The sequence below is a fragment of the Pseudoalteromonas sp. AS84 genome, assembly GCF_038900255.1.
GTDB lineage: Bacteria > Pseudomonadota > Gammaproteobacteria > Enterobacterales > Alteromonadaceae > Pseudoalteromonas.
Map to the genome: position 1 here is coordinate 1 of NZ_JBBMQY010000024.1, position 23,768 is coordinate 23,768.

Below are 23,768 nucleotides of genomic sequence, written 5' to 3' on the forward strand. Positions count from 1 at the left end.
ATTCTTGTGTAAATCGACGTCTCATTTTATCTGCCTCTATTAAAAGTTAGAGGCGACAACTATCCTGACACAGGGGGATACCGACAACTTTTCTTTCCGAGCAGTGTTTATCAATATCTTTTACTAACTCGAGGACACAACTGTATTTAAACATACTTTCCGAGTGGTAATGTTTACGGCATAGTTCGTCTAATGTTCTTAATCTATCAGTAAATGCCTTTGGTAATCTTAAGGGCTTAGTAAGGTCAACAACCATATAAAAAATTAGTTCCTTTAATCCATAATATTAACTAAATAAACTTACACATTCCAAACCCTAAAACATCTCCATCGCGCTTTACATAGCCATATTGTGTATAAAAGCTTTCTTTACCGTGAGCACTTAATAAAGCGATTGTAGCGCCATTAGAGCAGGTGCTGCTTAGGTAGTTTTCAATATGGGTCATAACTAAATGACCAATGCCTTTGCTTTGATAACTAGGCGCAACAATTATATCTTGAATATAAAAATACATTGCGCCATCACCAATCACTCTCCCAGTGCCTATCAACTTATCAATGTCGTACACGGCAACCCAAAACTGTGAGTTTTCGATGCTTGCTTTTAGTACTTCATCGTCGGGGTTTTTCCACTTTACTTGTGTACGTAAATTGGCAAATTCATCCAGTGCTGGGGCTTTAAGTTCAACTTTATAAACCATAATATCCCCTACTCACTTTTAAAACCCTTTACTCATAAACAAGCTATACGGATCTAACTCATAATCAGCAAACGGTTCGCACTCTTTAAAACCAAATTGAGTATAAAGCTTTTGCGCGGGTAAAAACGCCTTTGCCGTGCCGGTTTCTAAACTTAGCTTTTTGTAACCTCGCTGTGTTACTTCCCCAATAATGTGCGTAAGTAGCTTAGCCGCTATTCCTTGGCGTAAATAGTTACTTGATGTGCGCATTGATTTAATTTCGCCTTCGCTCGTATTTAGTGCTTTTAAAGCGCCAACACCCGCTAAATTATTATCAATCCATAAGCTATAAAAGGTTATGTTGGGTTGGGTGAGTTTACTCACATCAAGTGCATGAACGCTCTCAACAGGTGAGTGCTTTAGCATATCGTTATGATGCGCCTGTAGTAGTTTTATAACGTGTGGGTTTGAAAGCTCACCTATTTTAATATCCATTTATACCTCGTTTAAATTTTAGGCTTTGGGCTTTAATTTAAGCCGTCGCGTCATGTGTGCCTGGGTTATTAACATAAAGTCCAAGAAGAAGTGCAATAAAGGCAGCAATAAGAGGCATGACTAAAAATATAATTCCATTCCAGATGAGTATTTTCATTCATTTATTCCATAGCTATTAATTATATCAGGGAGAAGAGCAACATATTTATATCATCTTGTTTATAGACTTTAATATTCATCAAGAATAGAACTCCATCTCGGTCAAATGCTTGCCGTATTGTTGCATTGTCATCACCAGCTTGCCCAAGAAATAATAATCTCGCTCGATATCTTGCATTGCTCTATTAAGTTGCTCTTCATTTAGCTGCTTCTCATACCTAAAACTCCAGTCTTTTTTAAGCTCTTGCAAATCAAAGGGCTCTTTACCTATCTCAGCCAATTCATTGATAGCTTCCGTTAACATTCTCTGACTTTCTTTTTGATTCTTTTCCTGAATCTCCAACCATATTTTGTCTTGCGCCATCATGAACTCCTATGAACTGCAGATCTAATCTTCAATAATGTCCATTATTTTATCGTAATCTACATCAACGGACTCAGGGTCTGGGGTGTCATTAATAAGAAAAGATAAATAATCGATGAAAGTATTAAACTTTGAAACTTCTTGCCCATAAGTCTCGGTTAAAAACAGCCCAACTTCACCAGCGCGTTCTGACTCCTGAGAAAACAAAAAGTAATAGCCACCGCCATCGTATTGATTAATGATCACGCCATCGGTTGGCACTGACTGAAATTCGGCACGGTTGTAAAAATCACGGTAATAATCCGTTTTTCTGTATACGTTACAAGATTTACTAAGCCTAGCGTTTTCTTCGACTAAGCCACACACATAATCACCGAACCACGCGACAAAGCCGAACTTATGCAAAAATTCTCTATAGTCATTTGGTAGTGTGATGTTGTAGCACGTCTCTAGTGCGATTATTTCTTCTTCAGAGGCCCCGCCTTCTCTGAACATAAAATTTTCTTTGCTAGAAGCAGCTTTCATAAACATTTCGATATTCATAACAACTCTTACCTTTTAAATTTCATACAACAACAATTTTAAATATTTACGGCTTGATTTTATCTCCAGACTTGAGCTTCCCTAGATCTTCATATCTCTTAACTCAATAAAGCCTGAATAACTTAAGCAGAAAGCAATCCCATTTAACATTTGATTTCTGCGCTATGTCGGCCCTTAAAAACCCTAATACGTTTTATTACAATTTATTTTATGAATTTTTCGTCTTTTACAGAGCCGTTGCGTCTTAGTAAGTTATACAGTAAATTATTCGAGGACATTCTAATGACGAACATTTCTCAACTTACTAACAGCGCACATAACGCTGCCTAACAATACACAAGCAAGCCAGCATAAACCTCGCATTATTGGTGTAATGGAAGAGCTGATGTTCAATGCGCCCTATACGCTTACTTATCAGCCATTAAACTGTTTTCTAAACTTTTAGTCATCTTCAGCGAAAGCTCTAAAGTAAATAGCTATATTTAGGTTGCTAGTTTCCACACTACAAACGCTACTGCAAAGCCTACTAAATACACTAGTCCTAACCACGTTAAGCTACGTAATAACACGCTGTGTTTTATAGCGGGCTCTGATCGCACAAGGCTAAAGTTAAGCCATGCAAAAACGGGGGTGGTTACAAAAGCAAGTGTCATGGCAAAGGTAAGCATGGGGCCAAGAGCTGATTTAAAAAATAAAATAACGGCCATGCCAGCTAGTGCTTGTAGTATTAACCAAATATTTAGGCTGTGTTTGGATTGCTTAAAGCCAAGTAACTTATGAGACTCGTTAAGCGTGCGGGCGTAGCCATCTAGTACGGTGAGTGTAGTGCCAAACATACATAAAAAGGCGATTGCTGATACAAGCGGCCTTGCCCACTCGCCTATTGTTAATGCGTACATATCAATAAGCTGCTTGGCAAACGCGACACCGCCGAGTTCTATACTGCTAGTTTGCCCATACTGTACCAATACACCTAAGCTAAAAAATACTAAGGCTAAGCCAGCTGTAAGCCAGTAACCTACGTTAAAATCGAACAGGCCTTGGCTTTTAGAAACTGTTTGCTGCGCTTGTTTTTCTTTTAGCCATAAAGAACTTAATGCAGATATTTCGATAGGGGCTGGCATCCAGCCCATTAAAGCCACCATAAAGCTAAGCATGGCAAGTTCATACGGTGAAGGCCCTATGTAATCAGCAGGTGCCATTGGGCCATTACTAAATGCAATGGCAAGGGCAATCAAAGTAGCGAGCGTAAGCAGCCCCATAATGCCTTTGGCAACGTTATCTAGCGCCTTAAAGTGCCCAAGTAGCAATATAACTAAACATACCCCCAACAGCATCCAACAAAGCAAGGTTACTTCAATAACCACGGGTAAGGCGTAATGCAGTAAGCTTGCGGTAAGTAGTAATACGCCGGCTGTATTAACAACAGCGGCAACAATGTTTAAACCAATAAAGCTGTAAAAATAAAACGGGCCTTTGCTTTTATAGCCCTCTACTAAACTATTTTTAGTGGCAAGTGTGTATTCCATCCCAAAGCGAAAAAACGGGTACTTTAAAACATTAACAACGAGGATAAGCCAAAATAATTGCCAGCCAAATATTGCCCCAGCTTGCGTAGAGGCAACTAAGTGAGAACCGCCAATAGCGGCTGTTGCCATGAGGATCCCAGGGCCAAGCGCACCTAGTCGAGACTTCCATACTGCTTTTGTTGTGTGCATTAATTTCTCAAAATATGTGTGTTGTGTGTTCTTTTTATTAATTTTTATAATTAATAAACTGCAAGAACGCATAACTTACCTAAATTACAGGCAATAAAAAAGAGCCATACGGCTCTTTTTTACAATACTTTGTGACTAAATTTTATTTAAGATCCATCTCTTGGATGATCTCGTGTGCGATTTCAGGTGTAGTGCTAACAGGCTTTTCGTGTAAGTTTGCTTTTATCTGCCCTTTTCGATGTTTTAGTGCCGCATCGAGTTTTTTAGCTGCGCTTGCAATGGCTGGGTACATAACTTCGTTTTCCCCTTTTACCGATATGCGCGTGCCTTCGTAATTAGTGCTAATTTCAGCTTGGATTTTATGATGCTCTTTAGACAAAATAATATCGAGTGCAATAAGCGATGGAAAATGGCTCTCGATTTTTGAAAATTTTTCGTTGATGTGCTCTCTAATAGAGTCAGTAACTTCAACATGGTGACCAGAAAGATTAATTTTCATAGGGTATCCTTTTATTTGTTACCTCATAAATAGTATTGGGGGCTATTTAGATTAACACAAGGAAAAAAGAGAGATATTTGAGGTTTATTTGCGGTTTTTGGTGATTTAAATCATGCGTTGCGCAAAGTTTATGCAAAGCCCATAGTGCATGGGCTTTCAGACGTCTAGCTGTACTGATTAATCTGTGTACGAACAACAGTAGTCAGCAAAATCAGATACTTTTACTTTAAAGCTTACATTTGCATCAACATTAAACGATTCACCTGCGTTAAATGTTTTCCATTCGCTCGCCCCTGGTAATAAAATATCCCATTGGCCAGCTAAAAGCTCCATGCATTCTTTTTGGTTTGTATCAAAAACAAACTCACCTGGTTGCATAAAGCCTAACGTTTTCGCTTCTCCATCACCTAAAATAACGGTACGGCTCGACACTTTTCCGTCAAAATATACATTGGCTTTTTTTACTACACTTACGTTATCGAACTTTGGCATTTTTAGCTCCTGCTATTAATTTAAGATTTTTATTTATAAATTTTATCGCACTACCTTGCCTGATAGCTTACTTTCTTGCAAGGAAAGCAGCATTGTTCAAGGTGAAGTTGCTTCATGTAAGGGCATAAAAAAACCCGCAACATGTGCGGGTTTTTCAATTACTTACTTTATTTAATCAAAGCGATTAAAAAAGTTCGTTTGCTTTACTTACAATGTTTGCCACTGTAAAACCAAAGTGCTCAAACAGCTCGCCTGCAGGTGCTGACTCACCAAAGGTAGTCATACCTACTACTGCGCCGTTTAGGCCTACGTACTTGTACCAGTAGTCAGCAATACCTGCTTCTACTGCTACGCGGCGTGAAACAGATGCCGGTAATACGCTTTCTTTGTATGCTGCGCTTTGATCTTCAAAGGCATCAGTACATGGCATAGATACAACACGTACCTTTTTACCTTGGCTGCGTAGTTCGCTTGCTGAATCTTGTGCTAGTTGTACTTCAGACCCTGTTGCAATAAAGATAATCTCTGGGTTGCCGTCACAGCTAAGGATGTAACCACCCTTCTTAACATCTGCTAATTGCTGTGCGTCACGTGCTTGTTGCTCAAGACCTTGGCGAGTAAAGATTAACGATGTAGGACCGTCTTTACGCTCAATAGCTTGTTGCCATGCAATTGCCGACTCAACTTGGTCACATGGGCGCCAGTTGTATAAGTTAGGCGTTAAACGCATGCTTGCAATTTGCTCTACTGGTTGGTGAGTTGGACCATCTTCACCTAAACCAATTGAATCGTGCGTGTATACAAAAATGCTTGGTTGCTTCATTAATGCAGCCATACGTACAGCATTTTTTGCATATTCAACAAACATTAAGAACGTAGCACCGTAAGGAATAAAACCTTTATGAAGGGCAATACCATTCATAATTGCCGACATACCAAACTCACGTACACCGTAGTAAATGTAGTTACCGCTTGCGTCGTCGTGCGTTAAACCTTTCGAGCCATCCCAAATTGTTAAGTTTGAGCCAGCTAAATCGGCTGAGCCACCCATGAATTCTGGTAATAACGGACCAAACGCATTTAATGCATTTTGCGATGCTTTACGAGACGCTGGGTTTGCTGGGTTTGCTTGTAATTGCTCAATATACGCTTGAGATTTTTCAGCCCAATCGCCAGGAAGTTCGTTGTTAATACGACGCTTGTATTCTGACGCTAGCTCTGGGTATGCTTTTGCGTATGCTGCAAATTTTTCGTCCCAGCTTGATTCAAGCTGCTGACCTTTTTCTTTGCTATCCCATTGTGCGTAAATATCATCAGGAATTTCGAACGCATCGCCAGTCCAACCTAAGTATTCGCGAGACGCTTTAATTTCGTCATCACCCAGTGGTGCACCGTGACAATCGTGGCTGCCTGACTTATTAGGTGAGCCGTAACCAATAATTGTTTTACAACAAATTAGTGAAGGTTTATCGGTAACGCTTTTTGCTTCTGCGATTGCAGCACTTACAGCATCGCTATCGTGGCCATCAACACCACTAATTACATGCCAACCGTATGCTTTAAAGCGAGCTGGCGTGTCATCTGTAAACCAACCTTCTACTTCGCCATCGATTGAAATGCCGTTGTCATCCCAAAATGCAACAAGCTTACCTAAGCCTAGAGTGCCTGCAAGTGAACCTGCTTCATGAGAAATACCTTCCATAAGGCAGCCATCGCCCATAAATGCATAGGTAAAGTGATCAACAATATCGTGACCTTCACGGTTAAACTGTGCAGCTAGCGCTTTTTCAGCAATTGCCATACCTACGGCATTTGTGATCCCTTGACCTAATGGACCCGTAGTAGTTTCGATTCCTGGTGCATAGCCGTATTCTGGATGACCTGGTGTTTTAGAATGCATTTGACGGAAGTTTTTAATTTCGTCCAGTGGTAAGTCGTAACCACTTAGGTGCAATAGAGAATAGATAAGCATTGAACCGTGGCCGTTTGAAAGAATAAATCTGTCACGGTCAGCCCACTCTGGATTCGTTGGGTTATGTTTTAGATAATCGCGCCATAATACTTCTGCGATATCAGCCATGCCCATAGGGGCTCCAGGGTGGCCAGATTTGGCCTTTTGTACTGCGTCCATTGACAAGACGCGAATAGCATTTGCAAGTTCTTTGCGAGATGGCATGAATTCTCCTACCTTATATGTGTATTTGCGCGGGTATTTATGTGTTTGTTTATGTAACCAAATAACTCGGATACTGTTATACATCCATTCTTACTTATTGTGGGGGCGGTGTGCAATTAAAAACCCCAGAAAAGGCAGCATTATGAATTTTTTTTGAGACTAGAACGACATTCGTAATTTTATTTAGACGTCTAGGCGTAAAAACACTATGCAATGCGTTTTGTTTTCGATAAAATACGCCCCTTAATTTTTTAGCGCTAATACCGACATTTGTGAAGCGCAATATTTGTGAGCAGAAATACAATGGCAAAACATTTATTTACTTCTGAATCTGTTTCTGAAGGTCATCCGGATAAAATCGCCGATCAAATCTCTGATGCGGTACTTGATGCAATCCTAGAGCAAGACTCTCAGGCTCGCGTAGCGTGTGAAACTTACGTTAAAACCGGTATGGTTATGGTTGGCGGTGAAATCACTACTAGCGCATGGGTTGATATCGAAGAAATTACACGTAAAACAATTCGTGACATTGGCTACACAAATTCAGACATGGGCTTTGATGCCGATTCATGTGCAATTTTAAACACTATTGGTAAACAGTCTCCAGACATTAACCAAGGTGTTGACCGTACTAGCCCAGAAGAGCAAGGCGCGGGCGATCAAGGCTTAATGTTTGGTTACGCATGTAACGAAACAGAAGTACTAATGCCTGCTCCAATTACTTACTCACACCGTTTAGTACAGCGCCAAGCGCAAGTGCGTAAAAGCGGCGAGCTTAACTGGTTACGTCCAGATGCAAAATCTCAAGTTACTTTTGCATACGAAAACGGCAAACCTGTAGGTATTGATGCTGTTGTACTTTCTACTCAGCACAGCGAAGACATTTCACAAAAAGATTTAGTAGAAGCTGTGATGGAAACAATCATCAAGCCTGTACTTCCTGCAGAACTTATTACAAGCGCAACTAAGTTTTTCATTAACCCAACAGGTCGTTTTGTAATTGGCGGACCAATGGGCGATTGTGGTTTAACTGGTCGTAAAATCATTGTAGATACTTACGGTGGTATGGCTCGTCACGGTGGTGGTGCTTTCTCTGGTAAAGATCCATCAAAAGTTGACCGCTCAGCAGCATATGCAGCACGTTACGTTGCTAAAAACATTGTTGCTGCTGGTCTTGCTGACAAGTGTGAGCTACAAGTTTCTTACGCAATAGGTGTTGCAGAGCCTACTTCTATCAGCGTTGAAACATTTGGTACAAGCAAGCTAGAAGAAAGCCGTTTAATCGAGCTTATTCGTGAACATTTTGACCTACGCCCTTACGGCTTAATTCAAATGCTTGATTTAGAGCGCCCTATCTACCTTCCTACAGCGGCTTACGGCCACTTTGGTCGTGACGAATTCCCTTGGGAACGTACAGATAAAGCAGACGCACTTCGCGCAGCTGCTGGCCTTTAAGCCAAAAGTGTTGTAATAAATTAAAAACGGCCCTTTTAAGGGTCGTTTTTGCATCTAAAACTTATTCGCTATATTGTTTGTAGAGCGTCTACAAAATAACTATAAAATCGACCTCGAATTCTTTTGTACTTTAGGTATATACTCATTTCATTATAAAAGCTTTAGGGATAGTTAAATGGCCGATAACTTTCGCGTTATATTTGCAGGACTTGCCGATAACGTTGATATAAAAACAGCATGTACAAATTTAGCTGCAAAATTAAAAACGTCAGATGAAAAAGTAGCTCTTTTTTTTAAAGGCAAGCCACTGTTTGCGCCAAGCGATAAAGACAAAGCGTTAAAACAGGCTAAGTTACTAGCGAGCTTAGGCATTAAAAGTAAGCTTCAAGCTGTTTCAAACGCTATTCAAAATAGCTCTGCCCCTGCTGCAAACAACCAACGTGATGAACGTATTTTTGATGCTCTCGATTACATCACTAGCAGCTTAATTCGCCTTGAAGAAAAGTTAGACGAGCTAGAGCAACGCCTTCCTGAAGCTCAATTAAAAGCACCAGACGAAAATGTTGACGAATGGCAAGATGACGACCTAATGCTAGATGAGGATTTAGCGCCTCCTAAAAAACGCAGTAACTTACTTTTATATTCATTGATTGCAACTGCCACCATTTTGCTAGTAGTACTGGCTGTTTTTTTAATTTTTCCCGATTTATTCTCTTTTTAAGAATGGCTAATTAATTTAATGAGTAATAAACGCGCAAAAATAAGAGCAGAAATTCGTAACACCCGTAAAAACTTGTCAAATAATCAGCAAATAATTGCTGCGCAATCGCTAAAAATGAATTTTATTCAACATTTAAAAAGCGAAAAAACAACGAATCCAAAGCATATTGCCATTTACTTAAGTAACGATGGGGAGTTAGACACTTCGTTGTTAATTAAAGAATTATGGAGTTTAAACCATACCGTTTACCTACCTATAATACACCCATTCAATGGCGCTAATTTACTATTTCAGCGCTATGAGAAAAACTCACCCATGAGAGCAAATCGCTATGGTATCTTGGAGCCTAAGCTGAACTGCTCTCAAATATGCCCATTACCAGTGCTTGATTACCTCCTTATGCCATTAGTTGCATTTGATAAACAAGGTAATCGCCTAGGAATGGGAGGTGGGTTTTACGACCGGACTTTGGCGCGTTTACACGAACAAAATTGGCAAAAACCACAACTAATTGGCCTTGCACATGAATGCCAAAAAGTTGAGGCCCTACCAATCGAGTCGTGGGATGTACCACTTAAAACCATTATCACCCCAGATAAAACATACTGTTGGTAACAATTAAATTTGATTACTAACCGCATATTTCTGACATACATGAGCACAAAGCAATGACACAAGACGAATTAAAAAAAGCAGCTGCTTGGGCAGCACTCGAGTTTGTAAAAGAAAACACCATTGTAGGTGTGGGTACAGGCTCTACTGTTAATCACTTTATTGATGCCCTTGGCTCAGTAAAGGACACTATTGTAGGCGCTGTATCAAGCTCAGAAGCCTCAACCGCGCGCCTACAAGCGTTGGGTATTGAAGTATTTGAGCTTAATAACGTTGCTGCTTTAGATGTATACGTTGACGGCGCAGACGAAATAAACGCTCAAAACGAAATGATTAAAGGCGGCGGCGCAGCGCTAACACGTGAAAAAATAGTAGCGGCAGTTGCAAAACAGTTTGTGTGTATTGTTGATGACACAAAACTGGTAGATACATTGGGCGACTTCCCGCTTCCGGTAGAAGTTATTCCAATGGCGCGCAGCTACGTTGCACGAGAATTATTAAAACTTGGTGGAGACCCTGTTTATCGCCAAGGCGTAGTTACCGATAATGGTAACGTTATATTAGATGTATTTAACTTAAAAATTACCAATGCCAAACAACTTGAAACACAAATAAATTCAATTGTTGGCGTAGTTACCAACGGCCTATTTGCGATGCGAGGTGCTGATAAAGTGATTATCGGTACCAAAAATGGGCCACAAATTAAATAGGATGAGGTTATGAGTAAGGTATCGTTAGCAAAAGACAAAATTAAAATTCTCTTGCTTGAAGGTGTTCACCAAAGCGCTGTTGAAACGCTAAAACGTAACGGTTACAGCAATATCGATTACGTTAAAACATCCTTACCTGAGGACGAGCTTAAAGAGCGCATTAAAGATGTTCACTTTGTAGGACTTCGTTCTCGTACTCATATTAACCAAGCCGTATTAGACTCAGCTGACAAACTAGTTGCTGTTGGGTGTTTTTGTATTGGTACAAACCAAGTTGATTTAGATGCAGCACGCGAACGCGGTATTGCTGTGTTCAACGCACCGTTTTCTAATACTCGTTCAGTTGCTGAACTTGTACTTGGTGAAATTCTACTTTTATTACGCGGTATTCCAGAGCGTAATGCAGCGGCTCATCGTGGTGGCTGGTTAAAAACAGCAAATGGTTCGTTTGAAGCACGTGGTAAAACTTTAGGTATTATTGGCTACGGTCACATTGGTACTCAGCTAGGTATTATGGCTGAAAATATCGGTATGAACGTTGAATATTACGATATCGAAGATAAGTTATCACTGGGTAATGCAACACAAGTTCATAACCTAACTCAGCTGTTACAACGCTCTGATATTATTAGCTTACATGTACCAGAAACACCGCAAACTAAAAACCTTATTGGTAGCGCAGAACTTGCTGTTATGAAGCAGGGGTCTATTTTGATCAATGCCTCACGCGGAACTGTGGTTGATATTGATGCTCTTGCAGAAGCGCTTACAGAGAAAAAACTAAGTGGTGCAGCAATCGATGTGTTCCCTACTGAGCCAAAATCTAACGATGAAGAATTTGTATCGCCACTGCGCCAATTCGACAATGTTATTTTAACGCCGCACATTGGTGGTTCTACACAAGAAGCACAAGAAAACATTGGTATTGAAGTAGCGGGTAAACTGGCTAAATACTCAGATAATGGCTCAACTATTACTGCGGTTAACTTCCCTGAAGTATCGCTGCCTGAGCTTGCTAATCGTAGCCGTTTATTACACGTACACCACAACCGCCCTGGTGTACTAACGCAAATTAACCAAGCGTTTGCACAGCACGGTATTAATATTGCTGCGCAATACCTACAAACAGACGCATCTATTGGTTATGTAGTTATTGATGTAGATACAGATCAATCTGAGGTAGCACTTAAAGAACTAAGCGCTGTTGAGGGTACAATTAGAGCACGTATTTTACATTAATAAATACTTTTGATATTAAAAAAGGGTCCATATGGACCCTTTTTTGTATTTAGATTACATATATTTTCTTAAATATTTTTTGAATACCGGATCTGTTGCAGCCAACTCTTTTTGCTCAGCTAATATCTCTTTTAAAATAGCACCTGAGGTAAGCGGGTTTGCAAGTACCACTCTAAATACAACTGTAGGTTGATTATCGTATTTAGAAGGCGTTAAACGAGTACGTGATACAAATGAGCGACCAGACTCTCGCTGACGTTTTTGCATACTGGCAGTAAAACGATTCAATGAAGCAAAAATATCTAACCGAGTTGCAGCATCTGCATCGGCTATTGCTTGTTTAATTTGCTTAGGTACATAACGATACGTTAATAAGCACAATTCAGGTTCTGAAATAAGCTCAAAGTCTTCATCAGCTTTAATTAAATCAGCAAAGTAATGTGCTTTTTTGATGCTTCGATCAATCAGCATTTCGTAACCTTTACGACCAATAACACGTAAGCAAGCATGTACTAACATTGCCATACCAGGTCGGCTGCCTTCAAGCGTGTGGCTACCTAAGTCTTTTGAACCTTTACGTAATATGTACTCAGCGTGATGCTCTATTGCATCTGTGGCAGCGGGATCTTTAAATAAAACTAAGCCCGCTCCCATTGGTACATACATTTGTTTATGTGCATCGATGGTAATTGAATCTGCTCGCTCAATCCCTTTTAGTAAAGGGCGATGCGTGTTCGATAAAAGGGTCGCTCCTCCCCATGCAGCATCTACATGAAAATGGCAGTTAATGTCTTGTGCTAAGTCGGCCATTTCATCAAGTGGGTCAATATTACCGGTTTCGGTTGTACCCGCTACCCCAATAATCGCCATTACTTTAATGCCTTGCGATTCAAGCTCACGTGCTTTTTCGCGCATAGCTCCTACATCAACTTTATTATTTTCGCAGGTTTTAATACCAATTAAGTTATCGCGACCAATACCGAGTAAATCAACTGATTTACCTAATGAGTAATGTCCGCGTTCTGATATTAATACTGCTAAACCTTTATAGCCGTAATGCAGCATACCGGCAATTAGGCCTTGTGCGCCAATACCTCTAAAATCACCATCGGGTTTTAATAAGCGGTTTCGCGCAATCCAAAGCGCAGTAATATTAGCAACCGTTCCACCTGAGCAAAATGCACCTAATGAGGTTTTAGCACTGTGCATCCATTTAGAATAAAACGAATCTTCTTGCCCATAAGCTAAATGATGCATCATTCCAAGCACTTGACGCTCAAGAGGCGTAAACGCTTTAGACGTTTCTATTTTTACTAGATTTTGATTTAGCCCTACCATCAATTTTGACAGCGGTAATAAAAAATGCGGCAAGGCAGAGGTCATATGACCAATAAAGCTAGGCGCAGCTGTATGCACAGAATGCGCAACAAGTTGCTCCATTATGTCTTGAGCATAAGCAGATACAAACGTTGGATCCTCTGGGATCACTGCCGACTGAAAATCTTTTTCGATTTCATGTAATGGTTTTTCAATTGCCGCTATATTTTCGTTTAAGAAACCTGCTAAATTACTCGAAATTTCAAGCTCGATTTTGCTTAAAGTTGAGTCTGGCGCTTCAGGTACAGTAAATATACGCTTAAGGCTTTCTTTAGAGGCGACGGCACAACGCTTTTGATCCATCTCAATACCTAGTGTGTGTAGCTAAAACACGCGCTTACCCATCAAAAACGCCTATTTTTTAGGACATTTAGAGCAATCGTGTTTCTTTAAAAATTGCGCTAACTTTACTGCAATATAACTAAAATGTCTCGTTTAAACCTATAAAAGCAATCAAAGCGATGACAAAAAAATGATAATTTAATTAAAATTTGACTAAACCTAATTATTTATTGGGCATTTACTTATTTTGGGTATAATAAATTTGATAACAAAAAAGGGACACATATGCCAGAAGGAAGAGTCAAAGTTAGTTGGATAGTGGCAGGCTTTAGCTTGTTTTTAATAAGCTTGCTTACCTACGTTTACTACACTTACCAAACTACGCGTGCTGAAATAATGCAGTCGGTTGATAATCGCTTACTTAATGCAGCCACCAGCGTTAAACATATCTTAGGTGAAAATTACCTAAGTGCGGTTAATCAAGGCGACAACATAAGTTTTTCTTATTATCAAAATAAGAGTAAACAGCTCTCTGAGTTCGCTCAAGCACTTGATATTGCTTATGTGTATTCAATGATTTTAAAAGACGGAAAGGTTCTTTTTAGCTCATCAAGCTACACGCAAGACGATCAGAATAATGGCAAAGTAACTCAATTTTTAGATCTCTACCCTGAAGCTACCGATGCCAATATAAGTGCTTTTTATTCAACAGAACCTGTATTTGAAATATCGAGCGATCAGTGGGGCCACTTTAAAACTATTTTTATTCCTTACGTTGACCCTATTAACGGCAATACCTATTTAACGGGTGCCGATATAACTATTTACAATTTAAACGAACAACTTAAAGAAAGTGTGTCGAAAGCTGCTGCAATGGCTAGCTTCTTCTTTTTTATCGCGATACTTGTTGCCGCTATATATATTTATTTACTAAAGCGCTCTTTAGCAACTGACTCTAGTACTGGTTTTTCAAATCATATTGCTCTTGAGTACTTTATTAAAAAAAGTAATGCACATCACATGCAGTTAGCCGTTATTTGGGTTAATGAAATAGAAGATATAAACAGTTTCTACGGCACTGAAGTGGGTGATAAAGTAATGAAAAACTTACTTATTCACTTTAAGCTCAGAAGCTCTGCGCATTGCCATATATACAGGCTAGCAACCAATAAAATAGTATTACTCGCGCCAAAAGAAATGAGTAATGACGAATTTACCGAGCTCGTAAAAACATATAACTTTAATACCCCAGTGTTAACTGATCCTTTTATTTATATAACCCTATGTGCAGGTATTGCCAGTGGTAATAAATCGCTACTACTTGAAAACGCTCATATAGCGGCGCTGCAAGCAAAACAAGGCAGACATAGCGTAGTTAACTACTCAAAAGCGCTACACGATGTAAAAACGCAATATCAATACAATGTTGAAATGGCTAAAGAGGTACGTGAAGCGTTTGATAACAACCGTATAGTGCCTTACTTTCAACCCATTATTGATACTAATACCAATAAAGTTGTTCAATACGAATGTTTAGCTCGAATGGTAACAGCGCAAGGTGAAGTATTAAAACCTGATGCATTTTTAAATGTTGTTACTCGCTCAAGAATGGACGGCATACTGACCCGTACTATATTTTCACAATGTGTTAGTCGCTTTAGAAAAACAGATATTTGCTGGAGTTTAAATATAACTGCACAAGATATGCTCGACCCTAATTTAAGTGAGTTTATTGCAGACGAACTTAAGCGTTATCCGCATCCTGGTAATATCACACTAGAGCTTTTAGAAACCCAAGCTATTGCTAACTTTTCTGAGGTAAAAGCATTTATTGGAATGGTTAAAACGAAAGGCGTTAAGGTTATTATTGATGACTTTGGTAGTGGTTATTCAAATATATCAAACGTACTTAAGCTTGAAGTAGATGGTATTAAGCTCGATGGCGCACTAATAAAGCAAATAGTGAATGACAAAGACATCTACTTGTTTATTGAACATATAGCCAGTTTTGCTAATCAACTTGGTTTACAATTAATGGCAGAATCCGTAGAAAATGCAACCATAGTAACCGCACTTAAAAAGGCGAATGTGACACTAATGCAAGGCAACTATTTTGCCCACCCAGTGCCACATGTTAATACGGTTACAGAGGAATTAGCACTTTAATTTACTTTAGCAAGGTAAGTTTATAACGAGTCGGTGGCTTTGCTGGCCACTGGCCCAGTATTTACGCTCAAAAGGCGTAATCGCATCGTTTGACTCATAAAGTGTTACATCGCAAGGGTTGCCTGTTAATTCAAGCGCCCGAGCAAACTCCTTAACGTAAATATCCCAATTGCTGCGCACTTCTAATTTTCCACCTAACTTAACGATAAATGGAAAAATAGCTGCGCCATGCCAGCGCCTACGAATATGCTTAGATTTAGGCCACGGGTTTGGATACAACAAATAATGGTGCGTAGGTTGCCAATTAGCAGCAACCGCTAAACGCCAAAAGTCATTTAAGTCTGCTTGCACTAAGATGTACTGACCACTGTCGGTTTGCTTATATTCAACATCGTGCTTATCTAAGCGGTGCGACGATTTATCAATACCGATTACAAGTGCATCAGGATGGCGCTTAGCTAAGTTAGCTGAGCTTTCACCTACGCCACAACACGAGTCTAAAATAAGCGGACCACTAAAGGCTTGTACTTTGGCATTAACCTTGTCAAATGCGGCTTGGGTATGAGCTGCAATTGGCTTTTTAAATTCAGCATCTAAGTGCTTATTTACTATTTCATCAAGCTTCTCGTGAATGCCCGCTTGATTAGATACAATACTACGTGAATTTGCATCACTCATTAGTGTCTTAGCCCCACACCTTTTTTGATCAATGTAAGCGCTAATGTAAATAACGCTGTTATAAATATTAAAATAACCCCAAGAGCCACGCTCAAATCAACATCCGACACACCTAAAAAGCCATAACGAAATGCGTTAACCATATAAATTATAGGGTTGATTTGTGATACATTCTGCCAAAACTCAGGCAGCAACGTAATTGAATAAAATACACCGCCTAAGTAAGTTAATGGCGTTAGTATAAAGGTGGGGATAATGCTTATATCGTCAAAACTATTTGCGTAAATTGCATTAATTAAACCACCTAAAGCAAACACGGCTGAGGTTAAAATAACCGTCGCCATAATTACAAAAATATTATGAATTTGAATATCAACAAATAATAACGACACACAGGTCACTATAAAGCCCACCATAATGCCGCGCGTCATACCGCCCCCCATATAACCCAGTACAATGATGTAGTTAGGTACAGGTGCAACTAAAAGCTCTTCAATGCTTTTTTGAAACTTTGTTGAGTAAAAACTAGAGGCTACATTGGAATAAGAGTTAGTAATAACCGACATCATTATAAGGCCAGGTACAATAAACTCCATATAACTAAAGCCGCCCATATCACCAATACGTGAACCAATTAAGTTACCAAAAATAACAAAATATAAGCTCATCGTAATTGCTGGCGGTACTAAAGTTTGCACCCAAATACGTAAAAAACGGATACACTCTTTAATCCATAAACTCTTTAAGGCTACACCATATTTAAACATTTATTCGCCCCGCCCTTGCTCTAGTAATCCTACAAATAACTCTTCTAATCTGTTTGCTTTATTTCGCATACTCAACACAGTATTACCTTGAGCTGTTAATGCACTAAATACAGCATTTAGCCCTTGAGATTTAGCGACTTCCACTTCAACAGTATGATCGTCCGTCATCGTAAATTTATAACCTTCAAGCGTGACAGGGCTTGCTGGCACTTTTAAGTCTAAAATAAAGGTTTCTTTATCAAGTTTTGCAAGCAATGCTTTAATAGTAGTGTTTTCAACAATTCGGCCATTATCGATTATGGCGATGTTTTTACACAGTAACTCTGCTTCTTCAAGGTAATGTGTAGTTAAAATAATAGTAACGCCTTGCTCATTTATTTGGCGTAAAAAATCCCACATTGAACGACGAAGTTCTATGTCTACCCCCGCTGTTGGCTCATCAAGTATAAGCAACTTAGGTTCGTGCATAAGGGCACGCGCAATCATTAATCGGCGTTTCATACCGCCTGAAAGCGTACGTGCTTGTTTGTCTTTTTTCTCAAGTAAGCCAAGCTGTGCTAAGTATTTATCAGCACGTTTGTGGGCTTCGCCACGTGGCACACCATAATAACCGGCTTGGTTAACAAGTATTTGGTTAAGTGTTTCAAACTGACTAAAGTTAAACTCTTGCGGCACTAAGCCTAAATGCGCTTTTGCAGCTTCTAAATCAGTATCAATATTACAACCAAATACTTCTACCTTGCCTTTTGTTTTATTAACAAGGGACGAAATAACACCAATTGTAGTTGATTTACCGGCTCCATTTGGACCAAGTAAAGCGAAAAAGTCGCCCTCTTTAACTTGTAAATCAACGCCTTTAATAGCCTCAACACCATTTTTGTAAACCTTGGTAAGGCCTTCTATATTTAAAGCAATATTTTGCTTATTCATTACTTACCCTCACCATAACCCCAACGTTTTGTTAGGTTATGTTCAATGTTTAAATGATCTAAAATTCTTGCCACCATAAAATCGACTAAGTCTTCAATACTTTGTGGCTTATGATAAAAACCAGGTGCTGCTGGCATTATGGTCACCCCTAAACGTGATAACTTAAGCATGTTTTCTAAATGAATTTCGTTAAACGGTGTTTCACGCGGCACTAAAATTAACTGTCCGCGTTCTTTAATAACGACATCGGCGGCGCGCTCTAGTAAATTATCTGACGCCCCTACTGCAATTGCAGAAACCGACCCTGCACTACATGGACATACCACCATTTTTTTAGGTGCAGCAGAGCCCGAAGCCACAGGGCTAAACCAGTTATCTTTACCGTATACTTTTAACTGCTCAGGTTTAGCATTAAACAGCGTACTTAACTGCTCAGTGGCTTTATCTTCATTACCTGAGAGTTTAATATTTGATTCTGTATCAAGCACCACTCGTGCTGCACTTGAGATAAGTACGTAAACTTGAAATTGCTGCTCAAGTAATACTTCAAGTAACCTTAACCCATAAGGCGCACCTGATGCACCGCTAAAAGCGAGCGTAATTCTATCTTTAAATTGCACACTATTCTCCGCTGTATTTATCAGCTAAACCATCAACAAGGTGTTGATGAAGGCCATTAAAACCACCATTGCTCATAATTAAAATATGTTGATTAGGCTCAATATTTTCAAGCACCGTATCAATAATTGTTTGTGTGCTGCTAAAGCACTGCATACCCGCTTTATCTGCTTGCTCTTTTAGCGACCAATTTAGATTCTCTGGTTCAAAAAGTAGTACGTCATCAGCATCACGCAGTGAATCTAATAATGTATATTGATGCACACCCATTTTCATGGTGTTTGAGCGCGGCTCTAAAATAGCGATAATTTTTTCATCGCCTACTTTTGCGCGCAGTCCTGCAAGCGTAGTTTTAATTGCTGTTGGGTGATGCGCAAAATCGTCATACACCTTAATATTATTTATATCAGCCTTTAGCTCCATACGCCTTTTAGGGCTAATAAACTCACCTAAGGCATCAATACTATGATCAACAGCTATACCCACATGGCGCGCTGCTGCGATAGTCATAATTGCATTTTTAACGTTATGCTCGCCTATTGCTTGCCAGCAAACAGTGCCCTGCTTTTCGTTATTTAAAAGCACATTAAACTCACTACCATCGGCTTTTATTAATTCATAGCTCCAATCATCGCCTAACGTTTCGCTTTCGCTCCAAAGCCCTTGTGCTATTACGTCATTAAGCGCTACGTCTTGCTTAGGCCAAATTACCTTGCCGCTTTGAGGTAATGTACGGATTAAGTGATGAAATTGTTTTTTTATTGCGTTTAAATCTTCGAAAATATCAGCGTGATCGAATTCAAGATTATTTAAAATAAGTGTACGCGGAAGGTAATGGACAAACTTACTGCGCTTATCAAAAAAAGCAGTGTCGTATTCATCGGCTTCAATAACAAAAAATGGCGTTTCACCGACTTTGGCCGATACACCAAAATTTTGGACTATGCCGCCAATTAAAAACCCTGGTTTTAAACCTGCGTACTCTAACACCCACGCAAGCATACTTGCTGTGGTTGTTTTACCATGCGTACCGGCGACAGCAAGTACCCACGAGTTTTGTAATAAATTATGTTTAAGCCATTCAGGGCCGGAGGTGTAAGGCAGACCTTTATCAAGCACATATTCAACACACGGGTTACCACGACTCATTGCATTACCGATAACTACCATATCTGGCTTTGGCTCTAATTGAGATACGTCGTAGCCTTGAGTCAGTTCAATGCCAAGCTCTTCAAGTTGCGTACTCATTGGTGGGTAAACGTTTTGATCAGAACCCGTTACTTTATGACCTAATGATTTAGCAATGGCTGCAATGCCACCCATAAACGTGCCACAAATGCCCAAAATATGTATATGCATATACTTTCCTTAAATCGTATGCTCACTTTACAGCTATGCAAAGTTTAATGGCGCTATAATGCCAAAATTCGTGCTTAGTTACCATTGCGAGTAAGCATTTCACTCGTGCCAAAATGTCCACTTGATAATAAAAAAGCCTTCTTAGTTAGAAGGCTTTTTTATCTAGTCAATTATTTTCTACATCATTAAAAATACAATCAAACCGACACCGAGTAATAAACGATATATCACAAATGGCAACATACCCATTCGCTCTATTACTTTTAAAAACATAAATATACATGCATAAGCCGATAAGAACGATAGCACCACACCCAATAATAATGTATTCCAATCAACTACATGGTCACCCAGTGCAAGCTCTGCAATATAATAAAGCCCCATCATAGAAATAATCGGAATCGCTAGTAAAAACGAAAAACGCGCTGCGCTTTGCTTATTCATACCCAACATTAAACCAGCGGTCATCGTGATACCTGATCGAGAGGTACCTGGGATCATTGCAACAGCTTGTGCGAAACCAATGATAAGTGCCGTTTTCCAATTGAGCTGATAAATAGTTTTGATTTGTTTCCCTTTTGCATCCGCGTACCAAAGCAATAAACCAAATACAATGGTGGTAGTAGCAATAACCCAAGCGCTTCGCAGGTATAACTCAATAAAATCTTTTAAAAGTAAACCTAAAATAGCGGCAGGCACTGTACCTAAGATAATCCACCAGCCTAATTTACTGTCATCGGTAGTGCCTTGCTTACCAAAAGATTTAAACCATGCGCTTAGTATATCTACTACTTCTTTACGAAAATAAATAACGACGGCTATTAAAGTACCAACATGTACTGCTACGTCAAACGCAAGCCCTTGATCTTCCCAGCCTAAAATTTGCGATGGGAGAATTAAATGCGCAGAGCTCGATATTGGTAAAAACTCAGTAAATCCCTGTATGAGGGCTAAAATAATTATTTCGATAATACTCATAGGTTAGAAAACTCCACCTTCCATAGCTTTTGTTGAGGGTTATTATATCCATTCCATAACTGCGCAATCGTTTGCTTAGCTACAGGATGATAAAAATCTGGGGCAACCTCACTCAGAGGTTGTAATACAAATGCATTTTTAGTTATTTCATCACGTGGTAATTGCGCTGGGGAATCGCAAGTTACATCATCATAAAACAGTAAATCTAAATCGAGCGTTCGTGGACTAAATTTTTTATCGTTTGCTGTACGCCCATTATCACGTTCTATTTGTTTTAATAAAACGCATACATCAGCAAGCGACATATCAGTTGTAGCGCCAACTACTGAATTATAAAAATTATTGCCAGCAAACCCAACTGCTTCACTTTCAAAAACAGACGAGTGCACAATGTGCTCAAAGTGCTGCTTAAGTGCAATTAATGCACATTGTATATAATGCGCTTTATTTATATTTGACCCTAGGCTGATATAAATTTGGGCCATTTAGTCAGTTGCCTTAACACGTGTAATTTCAACACCCACAGTTTGTGCTTGTGCTACTGCTGCGGGTTTACTTACTCTTATAGTAACTTGTGGCGTATTAAACTCGCTTAAAATAATCTCAGCCAACTGCTCAACCAAAGTTTCTAGCAACTCAACAGGTTTTGCAGTGCAGTGCTTAATAACGCGTTCGCTTACTTTTGAGTAATCCAGTGCTAAATTAATATCGTCATTTTCGGCTGCAGGCTTAATATCACTAAGCATTTCAATATCGAAATAAAGGCTCTGTTTACTTTCTTTTTCAAAGTCGTACACTCCAATAATAGTGTCGACGTGCAATTGAGATATAAAAACCTTATCCATTGATACTCCAAATAACAACAAACGACTAAGCAACGATACAAAGCATCAATAAAATTAATACTGTATATGGTTTAGCCAGTGTTTAAATATGTGAAAATAACTTCTACAATAGCAAAACAACCAAACTAGCTATTAAATAGCCTGTTAATAATTTTCACGATAAATTTTGCTGCCAATAATAGCTTAAAAGTACTATCAATTGGTATAGCAATTAAAAAATAAGGAAGCGTGTGTTAGCCACTTTAATGTTTGTTTTAGCTTATTTACTTGGGTCGATTTCGTCGGCTATTTTAGTGTCGCGGTTGTTCAAACTCCCTGACCCTCGTAATAGCGGTTCTAACAACCCTGGGGCTACAAATGTTTATAGATTAGGCGGAGCATTTCCGGCTTGCTTGGTTTTAGTGTTTGATATTTTAAAAGGCACTATTCCAGTATGGGGAGCTTATTTTTTAGAAGTTGAACCTTTAGAGCTTGGTTTAGTCGCTGTAGCAGCTTGCTTAGGCCATATGTACCCACTGTTTTTTAGCTTCAAAGGCGGTAAAGCCGTAGCAACGGCATTTGGCTCATTATTACCTATTGGCTTATCATTGGCTGGTTTACTTGTTTGCACATGGCTGGTTATAGTGGCAATAACACGCTATTCATCACTTGCGGCGCTTGTAGCTGTATCTTTAGCACCTTTATATACATGGCTAATAAAACCACTTTATACTCTTCCGGTTACTTTTATTACGCTGTTAATTATATTTCGTCATCGTACTAATATTATTAGATTATTTAGTGGGGAAGAACCAAAAGTGGGCGCTAAAAAAGCGCCCACTGATGAAAACAAAAATCTTTAAAATTTGAGCAGTTAAATCGGCTCAAGGCTATCTATTGGCCAACGCGGTTTTGTTTTCATATCAAGCGTAGCAAATTGCCCTGCTTTTAAACGTTGCATTCCGGCATAAGCAATCATTGCACCGTTGTCGGTACAAAATTCAGTGCGAGGATAAAACACCTCACCTTTCATACCTTTCATTACGCGTTCGAGCTGCAGTCGAAGCTGTGTATTTGCACTTACGCCACCGGCGATTACTAAACGCTTAATACCTGTTTGTTTAAGCGCTCGCTTGCACTTAATAACCAGCGTATCAATAACCGCTGTTTGAAATGCATGCGCTATATCAGCTTTAGTTTGATCGTCGTCGTCATTTTCACGAATAGTGATGGATGCAGCAGTTTTTAAACCACTAAAACTAAAATCAAGACCTGGTTTGTCGGTCATCGGGCGAGGAAAAATAAAACGCTTCGCAACGCCTTGTTCGGCCATTTTAGCTAATCGCGGACCTCCAGGGTAGTCAAGACCAAGTAACTTAGCCGTTTTATCAAAGGCTTCGCCTGCGGCATCATCAACTGACTCACCTAATACTTCGTATTGTCCAATACCCGCTACTTTAACCATCATGGTATGACCGCCCGATACAAGCAATGCAATAAACGGAAACTCAGGAATATTGTCTTCAAGCATCGGAGCAAGTAAATGCCCTTCCATATGATGAACAGCAACAGCTGGAATATCCCAACCGTATGCTAATGAACGACCAATAGAAGTACCTACCAATAATGCACCAACTAAACCTGGGCCTGCAGTATAAGCAATACCATCTAAATCTTCTGGGCCACAACCCGCTTGCTCAAATGCTGCGTCTATAAGTGGTAGCGTTTTACGAACATGATCGCGCGATGCAAGTTCCGGTACTACACCGCCATAATCAGCGTGTACTTTTACTTGGCTGTATAATTGATGAGCTAACAAGCCTTTTTCGTCATCGTATATTGCAATACCTGTTTCATCACATGACGATTCAATGCCTAAAATTCGCACTGTACTTCTCCTGCCTTTAAAGTTTTTACTTCGCTGTT

At 39.5% G+C, this 23,768-nt stretch carries 25 protein-coding genes; 7 read left to right on the forward strand and 18 right to left on the reverse strand.

Translation table 11 applies throughout. The features are described from left to right. Positions 1-290: 290 nt before the first annotated feature. The 8 genes from WNY79_RS18100 to tkt all read right to left on the reverse strand — a co-directional run bounded on the left by WNY79_RS18100 (position 291) and on the right by tkt (position 7,126). Entirely contained in the window at positions 291-701 is a 411-nt protein-coding gene (locus WNY79_RS18100; RefSeq protein ID WP_342876538.1) for a GNAT family N-acetyltransferase, read from the reverse strand. A gap of 18 nt (positions 702-719) precedes the next feature. Further along, entirely contained in the window at positions 720-1,175 is a 456-nt protein-coding gene (locus tag WNY79_RS18105; protein ID WP_342876539.1) for a GNAT family N-acetyltransferase, read from the reverse strand. 238 nt (positions 1,176-1,413) lie between these two features. Continuing rightward, positions 1,414-1,698, reverse strand: coding sequence for a hypothetical protein (locus WNY79_RS18110; RefSeq protein WP_342876540.1), 285 nt, complete (start codon positions 1,696-1,698; stop codon positions 1,414-1,416). Between the two features lie 24 nt (positions 1,699-1,722). After that, entirely contained in the window at positions 1,723-2,193 is a 471-nt protein-coding gene (locus WNY79_RS18115) for an SMI1/KNR4 family protein (RefSeq protein ID WP_342876541.1), read from the reverse strand. Between the two features lie 530 nt (positions 2,194-2,723). Beyond that, complete coding sequence (locus WNY79_RS18120) at positions 2,724-3,899, reverse strand: divalent metal cation transporter (RefSeq protein WP_342876564.1); 1,176 nt, start codon at positions 3,897-3,899, stop codon at positions 2,724-2,726. A 202-nt stretch (positions 3,900-4,101) separates the two neighbouring features. Next, positions 4,102-4,458, reverse strand: a complete 357-nt coding sequence (gene raiA / locus WNY79_RS18125; RefSeq protein WP_007376058.1) for a ribosome-associated translation inhibitor RaiA — start codon at positions 4,456-4,458, stop codon at positions 4,102-4,104. A 177-nt stretch (positions 4,459-4,635) separates the two neighbouring features. Then, positions 4,636-4,950, reverse strand: a complete 315-nt coding sequence (locus WNY79_RS18130) for a pyrimidine/purine nucleoside phosphorylase (protein WP_002958974.1) — start codon at positions 4,948-4,950, stop codon at positions 4,636-4,638. Between the two features lie 184 nt (positions 4,951-5,134). Beyond that, a complete protein-coding gene (gene tkt, locus WNY79_RS18135; RefSeq protein WP_342876542.1) occupies positions 5,135-7,126 on the reverse strand; it encodes a transketolase in 1,992 nt (663 codons plus the stop codon). A gap of 303 nt (positions 7,127-7,429) precedes the next feature. On the opposite strand from tkt, the gene metK reads away from it, so the two are divergent. From metK to serA, 5 genes are all read left to right on the forward strand, one after another. Beyond that, on the forward strand, positions 7,430-8,581 hold the full coding sequence (gene metK, locus WNY79_RS18140; RefSeq protein ID WP_024600601.1) for a methionine adenosyltransferase: 1,152 nt from the start codon (positions 7,430-7,432) through the stop codon (positions 8,579-8,581). A gap of 175 nt (positions 8,582-8,756) precedes the next feature. Beyond that, the gene (locus WNY79_RS18145; RefSeq protein WP_076925204.1) at positions 8,757-9,302 is read left to right on the forward strand and encodes a hypothetical protein; all 546 of its coding nucleotides are present in this window, start codon (positions 8,757-8,759) and stop codon (positions 9,300-9,302) included. Between the two features lie 18 nt (positions 9,303-9,320). Beyond that, positions 9,321-9,917, forward strand: coding sequence for a 5-formyltetrahydrofolate cyclo-ligase (locus tag WNY79_RS18150; RefSeq protein WP_342876543.1), 597 nt, complete (start codon positions 9,321-9,323; stop codon positions 9,915-9,917). A gap of 53 nt (positions 9,918-9,970) precedes the next feature. After that, the gene (gene rpiA, locus WNY79_RS18155) at positions 9,971-10,624 is read left to right on the forward strand and encodes a ribose-5-phosphate isomerase RpiA (RefSeq protein WP_076925206.1); all 654 of its coding nucleotides are present in this window, start codon (positions 9,971-9,973) and stop codon (positions 10,622-10,624) included. Positions 10,625-10,633: 9 nt separating this feature from the next. Next, entirely contained in the window at positions 10,634-11,863 is a 1,230-nt protein-coding gene (gene serA / locus WNY79_RS18160) for a phosphoglycerate dehydrogenase (RefSeq protein ID WP_024600597.1), read from the forward strand. A 54-nt stretch (positions 11,864-11,917) separates the two neighbouring features. Here the strand turns inward: serA and panP are convergent, their stop codons facing one another. After that, positions 11,918-13,543, reverse strand: coding sequence for a pyridoxal-dependent aspartate 1-decarboxylase PanP (panP, locus tag WNY79_RS18165; protein ID WP_024594075.1), 1,626 nt, complete (start codon positions 13,541-13,543; stop codon positions 11,918-11,920). 264 nt (positions 13,544-13,807) lie between these two features. On the opposite strand from panP, the gene WNY79_RS18170 reads away from it, so the two are divergent. Continuing rightward, a complete protein-coding gene (locus tag WNY79_RS18170; protein ID WP_076925208.1) occupies positions 13,808-15,688 on the forward strand; it encodes a GGDEF domain-containing protein in 1,881 nt (626 codons plus the stop codon). A gap of 6 nt (positions 15,689-15,694) precedes the next feature. On the opposite strand, the gene WNY79_RS18175 is transcribed toward WNY79_RS18170, so the two are convergent. From WNY79_RS18175 to folB, 8 genes are all read right to left on the reverse strand, one after another. Then, entirely contained in the window at positions 15,695-16,366 is a 672-nt protein-coding gene (locus tag WNY79_RS18175) for an SAM-dependent methyltransferase (protein ID WP_342876544.1), read from the reverse strand. Continuing rightward, positions 16,366-17,133 carry an ABC transporter permease gene (locus WNY79_RS18180; protein ID WP_024600594.1) on the reverse strand — a complete coding sequence of 256 codons (768 nt, stop codon included), beginning with the start codon at positions 17,131-17,133 and terminating at the stop codon, positions 16,366-16,368. The genes WNY79_RS18175 and WNY79_RS18180 overlap by 1 nt, the downstream gene beginning before the upstream one ends. Next, positions 17,134-18,063: an ABC transporter ATP-binding protein gene (locus WNY79_RS18185; RefSeq protein ID WP_342876545.1), complete on the reverse strand. Its 930-nt coding sequence runs from the start codon at positions 18,061-18,063 to the stop codon at positions 17,134-17,136. Next, on the reverse strand, positions 18,063-18,683 hold the full coding sequence (locus tag WNY79_RS18190) for a flavin prenyltransferase UbiX (protein WP_002961027.1): 621 nt from the start codon (positions 18,681-18,683) through the stop codon (positions 18,063-18,065). Before WNY79_RS18190 ends, WNY79_RS18185 begins: the two co-directional genes overlap by 1 nt. A gap of 1 nt (position 18,684) precedes the next feature. After that, a complete protein-coding gene (gene mpl, locus WNY79_RS18195; RefSeq protein WP_342876546.1) occupies positions 18,685-20,040 on the reverse strand; it encodes a UDP-N-acetylmuramate:L-alanyl-gamma-D-glutamyl-meso-diaminopimelate ligase in 1,356 nt (451 codons plus the stop codon). Positions 20,041-20,217: 177 nt separating this feature from the next. Then, positions 20,218-21,018 (reverse strand): undecaprenyl-diphosphate phosphatase, encoded by an 801-nt coding sequence (locus WNY79_RS18200; RefSeq protein WP_197111069.1) that lies wholly within the window; start codon positions 21,016-21,018, stop codon positions 20,218-20,220. Then, positions 21,015-21,503: a 2-amino-4-hydroxy-6-hydroxymethyldihydropteridine diphosphokinase gene (gene folK, locus WNY79_RS18205; RefSeq protein WP_342876547.1), complete on the reverse strand. Its 489-nt coding sequence runs from the start codon at positions 21,501-21,503 to the stop codon at positions 21,015-21,017. Before folK ends, WNY79_RS18200 begins: the two co-directional genes overlap by 4 nt. Beyond that, positions 21,504-21,863 carry a dihydroneopterin aldolase gene (gene folB / locus WNY79_RS18210; protein ID WP_007584738.1) on the reverse strand — a complete coding sequence of 120 codons (360 nt, stop codon included), beginning with the start codon at positions 21,861-21,863 and terminating at the stop codon, positions 21,504-21,506. A 230-nt stretch (positions 21,864-22,093) separates the two neighbouring features. Between folB and plsY the strand changes: the two genes are divergently transcribed. Further along, positions 22,094-22,705: a glycerol-3-phosphate 1-O-acyltransferase PlsY gene (plsY, locus tag WNY79_RS18215; RefSeq protein WP_024600589.1), complete on the forward strand. Its 612-nt coding sequence runs from the start codon at positions 22,094-22,096 to the stop codon at positions 22,703-22,705. A gap of 11 nt (positions 22,706-22,716) precedes the next feature. Here the strand turns inward: plsY and tsaD are convergent, their stop codons facing one another. Beyond that, positions 22,717-23,730 carry a tRNA (adenosine(37)-N6)-threonylcarbamoyltransferase complex transferase subunit TsaD gene (gene tsaD / locus WNY79_RS18220; protein ID WP_342876548.1) on the reverse strand — a complete coding sequence of 338 codons (1,014 nt, stop codon included), beginning with the start codon at positions 23,728-23,730 and terminating at the stop codon, positions 22,717-22,719. Positions 23,731-23,768: the final 38 nt, after the last annotated feature.

Bases quoted from the DNA above. Each gene is read 5' to 3' on its own strand.
- folK (WP_342876547.1), bottom strand. From the start codon at position 21,503: ATGGCCCAAATTTATATCAGCCTAGGGTCAAATATAAATAAAGCGCAT.
- WNY79_RS18100 (WP_342876538.1), bottom strand. From the start codon at position 701: ATGGTTTATAAAGTTGAACTTAAAGCCCCAGCACTGGATGAATTTGCC.
- WNY79_RS18185 (WP_342876545.1), bottom strand. From the start codon at position 18,063: ATGAATAAGCAAAATATTGCTTTAAATATAGAAGGCCTTACCAAGGTT.
- WNY79_RS18175 (WP_342876544.1), bottom strand. From the start codon at position 16,366: ATGAGTGATGCAAATTCACGTAGTATTGTATCTAATCAAGCGGGCATT.
- WNY79_RS18180 (WP_024600594.1), bottom strand. From the start codon at position 17,133: ATGTTTAAATATGGTGTAGCCTTAAAGAGTTTATGGATTAAAGAGTGT.
- WNY79_RS18120 (WP_342876564.1), bottom strand. From the start codon at position 3,899: ATGGCAACAGCCGCTATTGGCGGTTCTCACTTAGTTGCCTCTACGCAA.
- metK (WP_024600601.1), top strand. From the start codon at position 7,430: ATGGCAAAACATTTATTTACTTCTGAATCTGTTTCTGAAGGTCATCCG.
- rpiA (WP_076925206.1), top strand. From the start codon at position 9,971: ATGACACAAGACGAATTAAAAAAAGCAGCTGCTTGGGCAGCACTCGAG.
- WNY79_RS18110 (WP_342876540.1), bottom strand. From the start codon at position 1,698: ATGGCGCAAGACAAAATATGGTTGGAGATTCAGGAAAAGAATCAAAAA.
- raiA (WP_007376058.1), bottom strand. From the start codon at position 4,458: ATGAAAATTAATCTTTCTGGTCACCATGTTGAAGTTACTGACTCTATT.
- panP (WP_024594075.1), bottom strand. From the start codon at position 13,543: ATGGATCAAAAGCGTTGTGCCGTCGCCTCTAAAGAAAGCCTTAAGCGT.
- serA (WP_024600597.1), top strand. From the start codon at position 10,634: ATGAGTAAGGTATCGTTAGCAAAAGACAAAATTAAAATTCTCTTGCTT.
- tkt (WP_342876542.1), bottom strand. From the start codon at position 7,126: ATGCCATCTCGCAAAGAACTTGCAAATGCTATTCGCGTCTTGTCAATG.
- WNY79_RS18130 (WP_002958974.1), bottom strand. From the start codon at position 4,950: ATGCCAAAGTTCGATAACGTAAGTGTAGTAAAAAAAGCCAATGTATAT.
- WNY79_RS18150 (WP_342876543.1), top strand. From the start codon at position 9,321: ATGAGTAATAAACGCGCAAAAATAAGAGCAGAAATTCGTAACACCCGT.
- WNY79_RS18170 (WP_076925208.1), top strand. From the start codon at position 13,808: ATGCCAGAAGGAAGAGTCAAAGTTAGTTGGATAGTGGCAGGCTTTAGC.
- folB (WP_007584738.1), bottom strand. From the start codon at position 21,863: ATGGATAAGGTTTTTATATCTCAATTGCACGTCGACACTATTATTGGA.
- WNY79_RS18145 (WP_076925204.1), top strand. From the start codon at position 8,757: ATGGCCGATAACTTTCGCGTTATATTTGCAGGACTTGCCGATAACGTT.
- WNY79_RS18115 (WP_342876541.1), bottom strand. From the start codon at position 2,193: ATGTTCAGAGAAGGCGGGGCCTCTGAAGAAGAAATAATCGCACTAGAG.
- WNY79_RS18200 (WP_197111069.1), bottom strand. From the start codon at position 21,018: ATGAGTATTATCGAAATAATTATTTTAGCCCTCATACAGGGATTTACT.
- mpl (WP_342876546.1), bottom strand. From the start codon at position 20,040: ATGCATATACATATTTTGGGCATTTGTGGCACGTTTATGGGTGGCATT.
- WNY79_RS18105 (WP_342876539.1), bottom strand. From the start codon at position 1,175: ATGGATATTAAAATAGGTGAGCTTTCAAACCCACACGTTATAAAACTA.